13 protein-coding genes are annotated in these 13,269 nt (G+C 72.0%); 9 read left to right on the top strand and 4 right to left on the bottom strand.

Annotated elements, in window-relative coordinates:
• The first annotated feature begins 57 nt into the window (after positions 1-57).
• The 6 genes from ACZ6YG_RS08480 (at position 58) to ACZ6YG_RS08505 (ending at position 6,547) form a co-directional block, all read left to right on the top strand.
• A complete protein-coding gene (locus ACZ6YG_RS08480; protein ID WP_219544176.1) occupies positions 58-2,568 on the top strand; it encodes an FtsK/SpoIIIE family DNA translocase in 2,511 nt (836 codons plus the stop codon).
• A 74-nt stretch (positions 2,569-2,642) separates the two neighbouring features.
• Positions 2,643-3,392: a helix-turn-helix domain-containing protein gene (locus ACZ6YG_RS08485; protein ID WP_261808763.1), complete on the top strand. Its 750-nt coding sequence runs from the start codon at positions 2,643-2,645 to the stop codon at positions 3,390-3,392.
• A gap of 45 nt (positions 3,393-3,437) precedes the next feature.
• On the top strand, positions 3,438-4,850 hold the full coding sequence (rimO, locus tag ACZ6YG_RS08490; RefSeq protein ID WP_148033562.1) for a 30S ribosomal protein S12 methylthiotransferase RimO: 1,413 nt from the start codon (positions 3,438-3,440) through the stop codon (positions 4,848-4,850).
• Positions 4,847-5,419 (top strand): CDP-diacylglycerol--glycerol-3-phosphate 3-phosphatidyltransferase, encoded by a 573-nt coding sequence (gene pgsA / locus ACZ6YG_RS08495; RefSeq protein ID WP_466017560.1) that lies wholly within the window; start codon positions 4,847-4,849, stop codon positions 5,417-5,419. Before rimO ends, pgsA begins: the two co-directional genes overlap by 4 nt.
• Before the next feature lie 5 nt (positions 5,420-5,424).
• A complete protein-coding gene (locus ACZ6YG_RS08500) occupies positions 5,425-5,916 on the top strand; it encodes a CinA family protein (protein ID WP_466017561.1) in 492 nt (163 codons plus the stop codon).
• Positions 5,917-6,190: 274 nt separating this feature from the next.
• On the top strand, positions 6,191-6,547 hold the full coding sequence (locus tag ACZ6YG_RS08505; RefSeq protein WP_148034847.1) for a helix-turn-helix domain-containing protein: 357 nt from the start codon (positions 6,191-6,193) through the stop codon (positions 6,545-6,547).
• On the opposite strand, the gene ACZ6YG_RS08510 is transcribed toward ACZ6YG_RS08505, so the two are convergent.
• The gene (locus tag ACZ6YG_RS08510; RefSeq protein ID WP_466017562.1) at positions 6,544-7,323 is read right to left on the bottom strand and encodes a DNA-formamidopyrimidine glycosylase family protein; all 780 of its coding nucleotides are present in this window, start codon (positions 7,321-7,323) and stop codon (positions 6,544-6,546) included. The genes ACZ6YG_RS08505 and ACZ6YG_RS08510 overlap by 4 nt on opposite strands.
• A 192-nt stretch (positions 7,324-7,515) precedes the next feature.
• Here ACZ6YG_RS08510 and ACZ6YG_RS08515 point away from each other — a divergent pair, with 192 nt between their 5' ends.
• Complete coding sequence (locus ACZ6YG_RS08515) at positions 7,516-7,653, top strand: hypothetical protein (protein WP_271278667.1); 138 nt, start codon at positions 7,516-7,518, stop codon at positions 7,651-7,653.
• Positions 7,654-7,660: 7 nt separating this feature from the next.
• Here ACZ6YG_RS08515 and ACZ6YG_RS08520 read toward each other — a convergent pair whose 3' ends face one another.
• Positions 7,661-8,245, bottom strand: coding sequence for a TetR/AcrR family transcriptional regulator (locus ACZ6YG_RS08520; protein WP_364228220.1), 585 nt, complete (start codon positions 8,243-8,245; stop codon positions 7,661-7,663).
• A gap of 81 nt (positions 8,246-8,326) precedes the next feature.
• Here ACZ6YG_RS08520 and ACZ6YG_RS08525 point away from each other — a divergent pair, with 81 nt between their 5' ends.
• A complete protein-coding gene (locus ACZ6YG_RS08525; protein WP_466017563.1) occupies positions 8,327-9,529 on the top strand; it encodes an MFS transporter in 1,203 nt (400 codons plus the stop codon).
• A gap of 45 nt (positions 9,530-9,574) precedes the next feature.
• On the opposite strand, the gene ACZ6YG_RS08530 is transcribed toward ACZ6YG_RS08525, so the two are convergent.
• Positions 9,575-10,024 carry an RrF2 family transcriptional regulator gene (locus ACZ6YG_RS08530; protein ID WP_148033555.1) on the bottom strand — a complete coding sequence of 150 codons (450 nt, stop codon included), beginning with the start codon at positions 10,022-10,024 and terminating at the stop codon, positions 9,575-9,577.
• A gap of 8 nt (positions 10,025-10,032) precedes the next feature.
• Entirely contained in the window at positions 10,033-11,985 is a 1,953-nt protein-coding gene (locus tag ACZ6YG_RS08535; protein ID WP_466017564.1) for an endonuclease/exonuclease/phosphatase family protein, read from the bottom strand.
• Positions 11,986-12,075: 90 nt separating this feature from the next.
• Between ACZ6YG_RS08535 and ACZ6YG_RS08540 the strand changes: the two genes are divergently transcribed.
• Positions 12,076-13,257 (top strand): ROK family transcriptional regulator, encoded by a 1,182-nt coding sequence (locus ACZ6YG_RS08540; protein ID WP_148034846.1) that lies wholly within the window; start codon positions 12,076-12,078, stop codon positions 13,255-13,257.
• Positions 13,258-13,269: the final 12 nt, after the last annotated feature.

The following is a 13,269-nucleotide window of genomic DNA, read 5'->3' on the forward strand; positions in this document are numbered from 1 at the left end:
CGGTGGCCCGGCGCGTCCCGGTGCTTTCTCGGGGGTATCCGACGTACCTTTGGCAACATGGCCACCCGTACGCCGAAAAGCGCATCGAAGGGTCCGGCGAAGCGGTCGCCCTCGTCTCGTTCGACCCCCGCGAAACGGGGCGCCGCGTCCACGGGGCGGCCCAGGGCGAAGGGGGCGGGGCCGGCCCGTAAACCCCCGATGACCCATCAGGACCCGATCAGCTGGGTCTTCACCATGATCGGCAAGCTGGTCGTCGGCCTGTGGATGCTGCTCGCCAACGGCATCGGCAGCACCGCCCGCGCCCTGGGCAAGAACGCCAGGGAGCTCGACCCGGTCCACCGCCGCGACGGCGTGGGGCTGGCGGTCCTCGCCGGCGCCATCGTGCTGGCGGCGATGACCTGGCGCGACACCAGGAGCGGCGTCTCCGAGGTCGTCCACACCGTCGTGCACGCCGTGTTCGGCTCGCTGGCGTGGGCGCTGCCGCTGCTGTTCGGCCTGCTGGCCTGGCGTTACCTGCGCCACCCCGACCAGAACGCCGACACCGGCCGGATGGTGATCGGGTGGAGCGCGCTGCTCGTCGGCGTCCTCGGGGTGATCCACGTCGCCAACGGCACCCCTTATCCCGCGGGCGACGCGAACAACACGATGGAGAAGGTGTCGCAGGCGGGCGGCATGATCGGGTTCATCGTGTCGGCGCCGCCGATGAGCATCCTGCCGCCGTGGATCACGATCCCGCTGCTGCTGATCCTGTCGGGGTTCGGCGTGCTGGTGATCACGGCCACACCCGTCCACCGCATCCCGGAGCGGCTGGCCGAGCTGCGCCACATGCTCTTCGAGCGCCAGACGCCGGAGGGCAGGCCCGCGCCGCAGCCGAAGAAGCGCGGGCGGCCGAAGAAGCCCGCCGCCGAGGGCGAGGAGTCGGTCAAACCGTACGACACGCCCGTCCTGTCGGAGAAGGAGAAGCGCGAGGACCACTCGCCGGAGATCGTCCCGGGGCTCATGGACGAGGAGGAGCCGCCGCCGGCGCCGGTCAAGCAGCCGGAGCCGCCGCAGCCCACCCCGGCGCCGCGCAAGGTCGAGCAGCTCGTGCTCTCCCCGCAGGCGGGCCCGTACCAACTGCCTGACCTGCAGCATCTCAAGCAGGGCACCGCGCCCAAGCCGCAGACCAAGGCCAACACGGTCGTGGTGAACGCGCTGACCAGCGTGCTGGAGCAGTTCACCATCGACGCCCAGGTGATCGGGTTCACCCGAGGGCCGACCGTGACCCGCTACGAGATCGAGCTGGGGCCCGCGGTGAAGGTGGAGAAGGTCACCGCGCTGACCAAGAACATCGCCTATGCCGTTAAATCGGCCGATGTTCGGATCCTGTCCCCGATCCCCGGCAAGTCGGCGATCGGGGTGGAGATCCCGAACGCCGACAAGGACCTGGTCGCGCTCGGCGACGTGCTCCGCGCCCAGGTGGCGCAGGCCGACCACCACCCGATGATCGTCGGGCTGGGCAAGGACGTCGAGGGCCGCACGATCGTGGCCAACCTGGCCAAGATGCCCCACCTGCTCATCGCCGGCGCCACCGGCGCGGGCAAGTCCGTCTGCGTCAACGGGCTGATCACCTCGATCCTCATGCGCGCCACCCCCGACGAGGTGCGCATGGTGCTCGTCGACCCCAAGCGGGTCGAGCTGAGCGTGTACGAGGGCATCCCCCACCTGATCACCCCGATCATCACCAACCCGAAGAAGGCCGCCGAGGCCCTCGAATGGGTGGTGGGCGAGATGGACCGCCGCTACGACGACCTGGCGGCCAGCGGGTTCCGCCACATCGACGAGTTCAACAAGGCGGTGCGGGCCGGCAAGCTCGTGCCGCAGCCCGGCAGCGAACGCGTCTACCAGCCCTATCCGTACCTGCTGGTGATCGTGGACGAGCTGGCCGACCTGATGATGGTGGCGCCGCGCGACGTGGAGGACTCCATCGTCCGCATCACCCAGCTCGCCCGCGCGGCGGGCATCCACCTGGTCATCGCCACCCAGCGGCCGAGCGTGGACGTCGTCACCGGCCTGATCAAGGCCAACGTGCCGTCCCGGCTGGCGTTCGCGGTGTCCTCGCTGACCGACTCGCGGGTCATCCTCGACCAGCCGGGCGCCGACAAGCTGGTCGGCCAGGGTGACGCGTTGTTCCTGCCGATGGGGGCAAGCAAGCCGATCCGGATCCAGAACGCGTTCGTCTCCGAGAAGGAGATCGCCGAGATCGTCAACCACTGCAAGCAGCAGATGCAGGTGGAGTACCGCAATGACGTGACCGTCGCGGCCGGCGCCAAGAAGGAGATCGACGAGGACATCGGCGACGACCTCGACCTGCTCATCCAGGCCGCCGAGCTGATCGTCACCACCCAGTTCGGCTCGACCTCGATGCTGCAGCGCAAGCTGCGCGTCGGCTTCGCGAAGGCCGGGCGGCTGATGGACCTGCTGGAGAGCCGCGAAGTGGTCGGTCCCAGCGAGGGTTCCAAGGCTCGCGAGGTGCTGGTGAAACCAGATGATCTGCCCGGATTGCTAGCCGACCTGCGTGGCGAATGACCCCAATGGCCACTTCCCTGCCACTTACTGCTTGAATAGGAGCAACTACGCTCCGTCGTGGGGAGGCGGTTGTCGTGCAGGAGCAGAGCATCGGAGCCATATTGGCGGCGGCTCGGCAGTCTTCGGGGTTGACTGTCGAGCAGCTGAGCAAGATCACGCGTATCCGAGAGGCGATCATCAACGCGCTCGAGCGTGACGAGTTCGCCGAGTCCGGAAGCGATTTCTACATCAGGGGGCACGTCAAGACCATCGCGGCTGCCGTGGGGCTCGATCCCGAGGCCGTGGTGCACCACTACGACCAGCTGCACGGCGGTGCGCCGCAGCCGGTGCGGGCGGCGGCGGTGTTCCAGGCCGACCGCATCATCAAGATGTCCGAGCGGCGGGGGCCCGGCTGGGCCCCGGCGCTCGCGGTCGCGCTGTCCGTGGTGGTCGTGTTCGGCGTGGTCAAGGTCCTGGGCGGCGCGTCCGACCAGGTCCGCACCGCCCGCGGGGAGCGGCCGGCGGCCACCGTGCCGCCGAACTCGCCGTTCACCGAGGGGCCGTCCGCCGTGGCCATGGCGGGCAAGAACACGGTCGAGGTCACGGTCGAGGCGAAGCGGCGGGCCCGCATGACGGTGCGCGACGCCAAGGGACGCCGGCTGTTCGACGGCAGCCTCAAGGCGGGCAGCAGCGCCACCTGGCGGGCGCAGAGCCGGATCGACTTCGAGGTGGGTGACGCCGGAGCCGTGTCGGTGCAGGTCAACGGCAAGAACCTGGGAGCTGTGGGGGAGCGGGGGGAGAAGGTGCGCCGGTCGTTCGGCCCGGGGAAACCACCAGCTCGGTAACCCCTGCATCGTGTGGTGGCCAACTGCCGATACCGTAGTGTCACCATGTCATCCCGCCGAACCGCATCGCTGATCACGCTGGGCTGCGCCCGCAACGAGGTCGACTCCGAGGAGCTGGCCGCGCGACTCGAGGCTGCCGGTTGGCAGCTCGACGACGACGACCCGGATGTCGTCGTGGTCAACACGTGCGGCTTCATCGAGTCGGCGAAGAAGGACTCGATCGACACCCTGCTGGCCGCCGCAGACTCGGGGGCCAAGGTGGTCGCCGCGGGCTGCATGGCCGAGCGCTACGGCAACGAGCTCGCCGACGCGCTGCCCGAGGCCAGCGCGGTCATCTCCTTCGACGACTACACCGACATCGGCGGGCGTCTCGACGACGTGCTCGCCGGGCGCGCGCTCACGCCGCACACGCCGCGTGACCGCCGCCTCCTGCTGCCCATCACGCCGGTCGACCGGGCCGCCGCCCCCCGCGGCGCCATCCCCGGCCACGGCGACCTGCCCGACGGGCTGGCGCCCGCGAGCGGCCCGCGGGTGCTGCGCAAGCGGCTCGACGAGAGCCCGGTGGCCTCGCTCAAGCTCGCCTCGGGCTGCGACCGGCGCTGCACGTTCTGCGCCATCCCGGCCTTCCGCGGCGCCTATGTGTCCCGCCACCCCGACGAGCTGGTGGCCGAGGCCGACTGGCTGTCCCACCGCGGCGTGCGCGAGCTCGTGCTGGTGAGCGAGAACTCCACGTCCTACGGCAAGGATCTGGGCGACCTGCGGGCGCTGGAGAAGCTGCTGCCGAGGCTGGCGGCCGTCGAGGGCGTCTCCCGGGTGCGGGCTAGCTACCTCCAGCCGGCCGAGCTGCGGCCGGGGCTGATCGACGTGATCGCCGGCACCGACGGCGTCGCCGCCTACTTCGACCTGTCCTTCCAGCACGCCAGCGGCGGGGTGCTGCGGCGGATGCGCCGCTTCGGCGATCCCGAGCGCTTCCTCGGCCTGCTGGAGAGCATCCGCGAGCGGGCGCCGGAGGCGGGAGTGCGCTCCAACTTCATCGTCGGCTTCCCCGGCGAGACCGAGGAGGAGTTCGGCGAGCTCGTCTCCTTCCTGGAGGCGGCCAGGCTCGACGTCATCGGCGTGTTCGGCTATTCCGACGAAGACGGCACCGAAGCCGCGGGCTTCGACGGCAAGCTGGCCCAGGAGGTCGTCGACGAGCGCGTGCGGGTGCTCACCGAGCTGGCCGAGGAGCTGACGGCGCAGCGCGCCGAGGACCGGATCGGCACCGAGGTCGACGTGCTCATCGACGAGGACCTCGGCGACGGCGGCTACGAGGGCAGGGCCGCCCACCAGGGTCCCGAGGTCGACGGATCGGTCACCGTCCAGGGCATCGGCCTGGTGCCGGGCGAGCTCGTCCGCGCCATGGTCGTCGACGCCGAGGGCGTCGACCTCATCGCTCGGATCAAGGCCGCCGGTCCATGACCAGAGACGAGCGCCGCGCGGTGAGTCCGTGGAACATCGCCAACGTCCTCACGGTCCTGCGGCTGGCGCTCGTCCCGTTCTTCGTCGTCTGCCTGTTCCTGCCGGGCATGGGCTGGCGGCTGGCCGCGCTGGCGGTCTTCGCGGTGGCGTCGTTCACCGATCATCTCGACGGTGAGCTGGCCAGGCGCTACGGCCTCATCACCGACTTCGGCAAGATCGCCGACCCGATCGCCGACAAGGCGCTGACCGGGGCCGCGCTGGTGTGCCTGTCGCTGCTGGGCGAGCTGCCGTGGTGGGTCACGATCGTGATCCTCGGCCGTGAGCTGGGCATCACGCTGCTCCGGCTGGTGCTGATCAGGCTGGCGGTCATCCCGGCGAGTTACGGCGGCAAGGTCAAGACCGTCCTGCAGATCGCCGCCATCGCGCTCTACCTGGTGCCGTGGGTGCCGGAGGTGCTGCGGGAGACGGTGATGGGGGCGGCGCTCGTGGTCACGGTGGCGACGGGGGTCGATTACGTGTTCCGCGCGATCAGGTTGCGCGGGATGGCGAGGCGTGCGCGCGGGGAGTGAGGATCATGGCCGAGGTCACGCAGGTGCTGGAGTCGCTGGCGAGCCAGGAGGCCACTGTCGCCGTGGCCGAGTCGCTCACCGGCGGGCTCATCGGGGCGACGTTCACGCTGGTGCCGGGGTCGTCCCGGGTCTTCAAGGGCGGGGTGATCTCCTATGCCACCGACCTGAAGCAACGGCTGCTGGGCGTGCCGGGGGATCTGCTGCGCCGCGAGGGGGCGGTGCATCCGGAGGTCGCCGCGGCGATGGCGGCCGGGGTGGCGCGCTTGTGCGAGGCCACGTACGGGATGGCGGTCACGGGCGTGGCAGGGCCGGAGCCGCAGGACGGCCAGCCGGTCGGCACGGTCTTCGCGGCGGTGAGCGGACCGGGCGGACAGGTGTGGGGCCGACGGTTGAGCCTTAAGGGGTCGCGTGAACGTATCAGGGTAGAGACGATGGACGAGGCTATTGATCTACTAGCAAGTGTGCTTAAGGACAACAAAGGGGAACATTCCGGATGATTACCGTGTTACGTCCCCAGCGAACATGCGAAGCACGGTCTGACGCGGTGTCGGTCGATGCGGGTACGGTGGAGCTGTGAGTGAGGTCCGTGAGCCAACTGCAAGCAGCGAGCGCCCGGCAGGCGGGCCTGATGAGTCACGAGCGGCGGGCCAGGGGCGGAGACGCCCGGCAATGACGGCGAGGAGTATGTACGAAGCGAAGAAGAAAGACGGGCGGCACGACTCGATCGCGCGGAGCGTGGTGAAGCCATCCACTCCGGGGAGGGAGCGACAGATGATTTTGCTGCGTCAGCTGCTCGGAGACGTGCTGAGGCGGTTGCGCGTGCGGCAGGGACGCACACTCCGAGAGGTGTCCACGCTGGCGCGCGTCTCACTCGGCTACCTGTCCGAGGTGGAGCGGGGCCAGAAAGAGGCGTCCTCCGAGCTGCTCGCGTCGATCTGCGGCGCGCTCGGGGTTCCGCTCTCGCAGGTCCTGCGTGAGGTCTCCGATCAGTTCGCGCTGGCGGAGCTTCAGGCCGCTCCCGTGCTGGCCGACGCGCCCGAGCACGAGCGCATCGCGGTTCCCGACTCGGTCCCAGGATCGATTTCCGACACCGTCTTCCCCGAAGTCAAGGACATGGTGGCTGCCTAGCCCGGCTGACAGCCGCCGCACCACATGATGAGCCGCTCCTGCGGTCCTGTCCCCATCTCGCCACGGCTGATGCGGGTCCCGCAGCGGCGACAGGGTCTTCCCGCCCTGCCGTAGACCCAGGTCTGATGCGCCGGGCGGCGGTCTCCCGTGGTCACCGTGCCCGCGTGATGCCTGTTGGCCGCCAGCAGCCTCTGAGCCAGTGTGACGAGCCCTTCCAGGTCCCCGACGTCCCCGACCCTCCGCCACGGCCATACGCCGCGCAGGAAAAGCGTCTCCGCGCGGTAGATCGTGCCGATCCCGGCCAGGTTGCGCTGGTCGAGCAGCGCCTCGCCGATGGTCATGTCCGGGTCCCGGCTCAGCCGCCGCACGGCCTCGGCCGGATCCCAGTCGTCGCCCAGCAGGTCGGGGCCCAGATGCCCGACGACCTTGCCCTCGTCGGCCGTCCTCAGCAGGTCCACCATCCCCAGCCGTATGCCGACCGCCTGCCACTGCCGGTTGGCCAGGATCAGCCGCACCCGGTCGCCCCCGGGGACGCTCCGGCCGGCCGGGGCGACCTGCCAGCTGCCGTCCATCCGCAGGTGGGTGTGCACGGTGAGCCCGCCCTCGACCCGGGTGAGCAGGTGCTTGCCCCGTGACACGGTCTCCAGCACGGTCCGGCCGGTGAGGTCGGCGGTGGCGTGGCGCGGCACCCGGAACTCCGACCGGGTCAGCACCTGACCGTCGAGCGCCCCCCGCAGCCGCGCGGCGGTGCGGTAGACGGCATCACCTTCGGGCATGCGTCCAGTCTAGGAAGCCTGGACGGCCCGGCGGTCGACTTCCTCGCCGAGCTGGCCGGACCGGGTGCGGCCGTATCGCGCTGCCGCTCAGCAGGCGGGGCGTCCGCGTCCACGGCATCGAGCTTCGTCGTCGAGGTCTACGTTCCCGAGCTGCGACGGCTCCCGCCCGGCCAGACCGTGCACCCGTTCACCGTGACCCCGGAGCACCTGGGTTTCGAGGAGTACGACCTCGCGTCCCGGATCGCGGTCTCCCACCACTACTGGGTGGTGGACGGGCGGCTCGAGACCTACTCCTCGCGCCATCGCCACGTCTGGCCGGGCGCGGCGTGACGGCCGCTCAGCGGGCGGCGGCCTCGACCCACTCGTCGACCAGGTCGGCGAGCTGGTGCAGGGCTTCGTCGACGCGCTCTCGTTCGCCGGTGGTGAGGACGTCGAGCTGCAGGCCCGTGTAGGCGGAGTTGACCAGGGTCGAGATGCGCAGCGCGTCGCGTTCGGGGACGCCGCGATCGCGGAGCAGCGACGCCACGAACGCCGACCGGTCCGCCAGCAGTTCCGGCACCAGACCCGTGAGCCGGCCGCCCGCCGCCAGCCCTTCGATCTCGTGGATCAGCCGGGCGATCGGCAGGTTGTCCTCCCTCAGCTGGAACTCCCAGGTGCGGCGGACGATCGTGCCGACGCTGTCGGAGCCGTCCCAGCCGGGCAGCGAGCGCAGCCAGGCCCGGTGGCGCTCGTCCAGACGTCGCATGGTGGCCGACAGCAGCTCTTCCTTGTCCTCGAAGTGGTGGGTCAGCACGCGGGTGGACTTGCCCAGGTGCTCGGCCAGCGGCCGCATGGACAGCGTCGAGAGGCCGCGCTCCGCCAGGTAGTCGACGATGCGGTCGAGGAGTTCATCCCGGCGGGCGGGATCGGCGGTCCTGGCCATCGGATAATCCCTTTGACGTCATTGAGGTGACGACTGTTACCTTACCTCGGTAACAACTGTTGCCTTAATTTTGGGGTTCCCATGTCCAAACGAGTGCCCGCCTGGCTGGCGGCACTGACGTTCACCATGTTCACCTTCGCCACCGACGACTACGTGATCGCCGGGGTGCTGCCCGCGCTCTCCCGCGACCTCGGGGTCAGCGAGGCGGTGGGCGGGCAACTGGTGACCGGCTTCTCGCTGGCGTTCGCGCTGACCGCGCCGGTGGCGTCCGTGGTGACCGCCTCATGGCCGCGGCGCGGGCTGATGACCGGGGCGCTGCTGCTGTTCGTCGCCGCCAACGGGGCGGCGGCGCTGGTCACGTCCTACCCCGTGCTGATGGGGCTGCGGGTGCTGGCGGCGGTGGCCGCGGCGGCCGTCGTGCCCGCCGCGTACGCCATCACCGCCTCCCAGGCCCCGGCCGGGAGGCAGGGGCGCTACCTGGCGCTGGTCATGGGCGGGCTGACCGGGTCGCTGATGCTGGGCGTGCCCATCGGCACCTGGGTGGGCGGCGCGTTCGGCTGGCGGGCCACGTTCGTGCTCGCCGCGCTGCTCGGCCTGGTGTCGCTCGTGGCCGTGCGCCGGACGCTGCCGCACGTGGCGCCGGAACCGGCCGAGGGCTCGCTGCGGGATCGGCTGGCGCCGCTGGCCCGGCCCCAGGTGGTCGCCGGACTGCTGGGGATCGTGGCGATCGTGCTCGGCAGCATGATGGTGATGACGTACCTGGCCCCGTTCCTGCGGGAGCTGGCGGGGGCCGGGCCCGTCGAGGTCGGCTGGGTGTTCGTGCTGGCGGGGGCGGCCGGGTTCGCGGGCGGGCAGCTCGGCGGGCGCGCCGGCGACCGGTGGGGGGCCGACCGGGCGCTCATCGCGGGGATCTGCGGGTTCGGCGCCGTCATGGCCGCGTTCACGGTCGTGTGGGGGCTGCGGCCGCTCGCCCTGCTCGCCCTCCTGCCGCTGCTCGTGCTCTGGGCGGGGGTGTCGTGGTGGATCCCGCCGCCCGCCCAGGTCCGCCTGCTGGCCCTGGCCGGTCCCGCCGGGCCGCAGGCGCTGGCGCTCAACAGCAGCGCGGTGTACGTGGGCGTGTCCGGCGGGGGCGCGCTGGGCGGTGTCGTGCTGGAGTGGCACGGGCCGGGCCTGCTCCCGGCGGCCGCGGCCCTGGTGGAGGTCGTCGCCCTGGTGCTCTTCTGGCAGGCGGCCCGGCTGGGCCGACCGGCGGTCACCAGCACGGTCAGCCGTACGGGGACCTGAGCGGGGTATCTGTACGGGGCCTCCGACGGCGGCGCCGCGGGCCGGTCAGTCCCAGGCGGCGGGGTCGGCGGCGAGCTGGCTGACGCGGTCGGGCAGGCGGCCGGAGGCGACGTGCTCCAGCGTGACCTCTTCGAGGATGCCGCGCTCGGTCGCCCGCAGCGCGATCCACACCTGCTGCAGCGACTCGGCCGGGCCCCGGTAGCCGACGTGCTCGGGCCGCTCGCCCCGCACGTTGGCCAGCGGGCCGTCGACGGCCCTGATGACGTCGGCGAGCGAGATGTCGGCCGGCGGGCGGGCCAGCACATAGCCGCCCTCGGGACCGCGCTGGCCGCGGACCAGGCCGGCGCGGCGCATCTGCAGGAGGATGTTCTCCAAGTACTTGGGCGGCATGTCCTGCTCCTTGGCGAGCTCGCCCACGGTGGTGGGGCCGGCACCGGCCGCGGCGAGTTCGGCGGCGGCGCGGAGGGCGTAGTCGACGCGAGCAGAAAGGCGCATGTTATCGATTATCCCTGTTGGTCAACACTGGTTAGACGCAAGGTGGCCACCACGGGCAGATGATCAGAGAACGGTACCCGCGGCGCCTCGGCGGATACGGCGGTCAGCCCGTCGCTGATCAGCACGTGGTCGATCCGCTCCGTGGGGGCGTCGGCGGGCGAGGTGGGCGGGTCGCCGAGCGCGAGCAGCGGGTCCGACAGCCCGGCCCCCTCCAGCACCCGCATCTCCGGGTCACCGGGCCGGATGTTCAGGTCCCCGGCCAGGATCACCGGCCTCATCGGGCTGTTGCCCACCCGCGAGCGCGGGCCCGCCTCGGCGGCGTCCCTCCCGGCGGCCAGGGCCCTGACCATGGCGGCGACCTCGGGCGCCTGCCCGGCCGGGGCCTGCAGGTGGGTGTTCACGATGCCGAGCTCGTCGGGCCCGACGCCCAGCACGATGGCCTGGGCCTGGGCGCCGGTCGGGTAGTCGTGCCCGCCCAGCCGATGGGAGTGGATGCCGCGTACGACCAGGTTGGTGAGCAGGGCGTCGCCCCACACGTTGTCGGCGGCCGGGGCGAAGTAGTAGCGCATGCCCAGGCCGCGGGCGATCCTCGCCAGGTCGTCGTGGCCGCCGTTGAGCAGCCAGCCCCGGTCCACCTCGCTGAGCAGCACCACGTCCGGCTTCTGGGCGGCGGTCCAGGCGGCGATGTCGTCCAGAGACAGCCGTCCGTCCAGGCCGAACCCCATCCGGATGTTGTAGGCGACCAGCTTGATCGTGTCTCCGCCCAGGGGGCGGTTCGCGGGCGGGGGCCGCCAGCTCGTGGCCGCGACGAGCACCATGAGCGCCCCCGCCACCGCCACGGCCGGCCACACCCGCCGCCGCACCCGCGGACCCAGCGGCCGGGGCCGCCCCGGCCATACGGCCACGACCGCCGCCAGCACCGCTACCGTGACCGGCCAGACCTGGTTGGGTATGCCCAGGTCCAGGTCGTACGAGGCGTAGTAGCCGAAGGTCGCCACCAGGAACACCAGCCCGCCGCCGAGCACCGCGACCCCCTGCCGCCCGCCCGCCGGCCGTTGCGCCGAGGCGGCGAGCACCGGGCCCGTCCACAGCAGCACCATGGCGCCGCTCAGCCCCAGCCCCGTGGACCCGGACGACGGGAGCAGCAGCAACACCGTGAAGCACACCAGCAGCACGGCCGCGGCGGCGTCGAAGGCGGGGGAGTGCGACACCCGCGACGCCAGCACCGTCGCCGCGACCAGCGCCGCCACCTGAAGGAGCGCGTCCCAGCCGATCACGCTCGGCCCGACGGCCGCCTTCGCGTAGCCGGTGGCCGCCATCCCGGCGAGCAGCAGCACCGGCCCGACCAGGAACCAGGTCCCGGCAGGCGCGAGCCCGCCGTCGCCACCCGCCCGGGCTGAGGTGTCACCAGCCGGGTCGGCGCCTCCCGCGCGGGCTGGGGTGTCAGCATCCGTGCGGGCCGGGTCGGCGCCCGCTGTACGGGTCAGCACCAGGAACGCGGCGCACAGCCCCAGCACCGCCGCCCACGCCAGGAGCCCGGGTCGCCACATCAGGTCCACCCCGTCGAGCAGCAGGTGGCCGAGCACCGAGCAGGCCACTCCGCCGATGATCCCCGCGGGCGCCGCCGCCCGGGTCGTCGTCCGCGCGCATCCGTACAGGAAGACCAGGCCGGCGCTCACCCCGGCCGAGGCCACGTACAGCTGCGAGACGCCGGCCTGCAGGAGCACGCGGGCCAGCACCAGCGCGACCGCCCCGCCCAGCACGGCCCAGCGCGGCTTCAGCCGCAGCGCCAGGAACGGGAGCACGAACCAGGCGGCCGCGTAGAGGCCCATCAGCTCCGGAGCCGTCGACCCGGCCCGCCCGAACAGCGTGATCAACGACGGGAGGAACACCCGCAGCACGTCGAGGAAGAGGACGACGCCGATCGCCAGGAGAGCGACCTGGTGGCGGAGGGAGAGCATGAGCAATCCTCGCGTTCACCTGCATCGATAAGCAAGGGTGGGAGCGCTAAACTTGCAACAACCTTTTCGATTGTGACGGTGGGATTCAGCGTGGAGCGACGGCCTGGTGTGCCCAGACTGCTCAGGGAGATCAACGACCGGGCCGCTCTGGAGCTGCTGCTGGCCTCCGGGCCGATGACCCGCGGCCAGATCGGCGAGCTGACCGGCCTGTCCAAGGTGACCGCCTCCCAGACGCTGGCCCGGCTGGAGGAACGCGGGCTGGTCGAGGTGGTCGGCGCGCAGGCCGGGGGGCGCGGCCCCAACGCGGCGCTCTACTCCGTCATCCCCTCCAGCGCCTACGTGGCCGGGCTGGAAGTCGGTCCCGGGCTGATCTCCACGGCGGTCGCCGACATCCACGGCCGCACGATCTCCCAGGTCACCGTCGATCCCGACAGCCACCCCGACCCGGTCGCCGCCGTGCACGACGCGATCACCAAGGCCTGCCGGAGCGCCAAGGTCGGCCTGGGCAGGCTGCGCGGCGTCGTCATCGGCACTCCCGGCGTGGTCGACCCGCGCAGCGGCGACGTGCGCTTCTCCTTCGACCTGCCGGGCTGGCACGAAGGCATCCACGAGGCCCTGGCGGGCGACCTCAAGCGCGAGGTGACGATCGAGAACGACGTCAACCTCGCCGCCATCGCCGAGCGGGCCGACGGCGCCGCGCGGGGCATCGACGACTTCGTGCTGCTGTGGTCCAGCCGCGGCCTGGGCATGGCGGTGATGCTCGGCGGCCGGCTCCACCGCGGCCGCTCGGGCAGCGCGGGCGAGATCGGCTACCTGCCCGTGCCGGGCGTGCCGCTGCCCGAGGACATCCGCACCGCGCCGGGACGGCTGCCGTCGCTGGCGGGCGGCCTGCAGTCGCTGGTCAGCGCGGAGGCGGTGGCGGAGCTGGCGCAGGGGTACGGGTTCGCGGCCGACAGCGCCGGCCAGTGCGTCCAGGTGGCGGTGGCGGCCGGGGCCGAGGGCGAGCCCCTGCTCGACGAGATAGCCCGCAGGCTCGCCCTGGGCGTGGCGGCCGTCTGCGTGATCCTCGATCCCGGCCTGGTGGTGCTGGCGGGGGAGGTCGGTCACGCCGGGGGAGAGGCGCTCACCTCGCGGGTGGAGGAGGCGGTGGCCCGCGTCTGCCCGGTCCGCCCGCAGGTGGTCACCACCGCCGTCACCGACCCGAACCCGGTGCTGCGCGGCGCCGTGCTCGCCGCGCTCGACCAGGCCCGCCAGGAGCTCCTCACGTCCTGACCGGCGGCCGGT

Source organism: Nonomuraea sp. NPDC054003 (genome assembly GCF_055585125.1).

What these genes read in the sequence shown, in the direction of transcription:
- ACZ6YG_RS08480 (WP_219544176.1), top strand. Translation starts at nt 58, where the DNA reads ATGGCCACCCGTACGCCGAAAAGCGCATCGAAGGGTCCGGCGAAGCGG.
- rimO (WP_148033562.1), top strand. Translation starts at nt 3,438, where the DNA reads ATGTCATCCCGCCGAACCGCATCGCTGATCACGCTGGGCTGCGCCCGC.
- pgsA (WP_466017560.1), top strand. Translation starts at nt 4,847, where the DNA reads ATGACCAGAGACGAGCGCCGCGCGGTGAGTCCGTGGAACATCGCCAAC.
- ACZ6YG_RS08500 (WP_466017561.1), top strand. Translation starts at nt 5,425, where the DNA reads ATGGCCGAGGTCACGCAGGTGCTGGAGTCGCTGGCGAGCCAGGAGGCC.
- ACZ6YG_RS08505 (WP_148034847.1), top strand. Translation starts at nt 6,191, where the DNA reads ATGATTTTGCTGCGTCAGCTGCTCGGAGACGTGCTGAGGCGGTTGCGC.
- ACZ6YG_RS08510 (WP_466017562.1), bottom strand. Translation starts at nt 7,323, where the DNA reads ATGCCCGAAGGTGATGCCGTCTACCGCACCGCCGCGCGGCTGCGGGGG.
- ACZ6YG_RS08520 (WP_364228220.1), bottom strand. Translation starts at nt 8,245, where the DNA reads ATGGCCAGGACCGCCGATCCCGCCCGCCGGGATGAACTCCTCGACCGC.
- ACZ6YG_RS08525 (WP_466017563.1), top strand. Translation starts at nt 8,327, where the DNA reads ATGTCCAAACGAGTGCCCGCCTGGCTGGCGGCACTGACGTTCACCATG.
- ACZ6YG_RS08530 (WP_148033555.1), bottom strand. Translation starts at nt 10,024, where the DNA reads ATGCGCCTTTCTGCTCGCGTCGACTACGCCCTCCGCGCCGCCGCCGAA.
- ACZ6YG_RS08535 (WP_466017564.1), bottom strand. Translation starts at nt 11,985, where the DNA reads ATGCTCTCCCTCCGCCACCAGGTCGCTCTCCTGGCGATCGGCGTCGTC.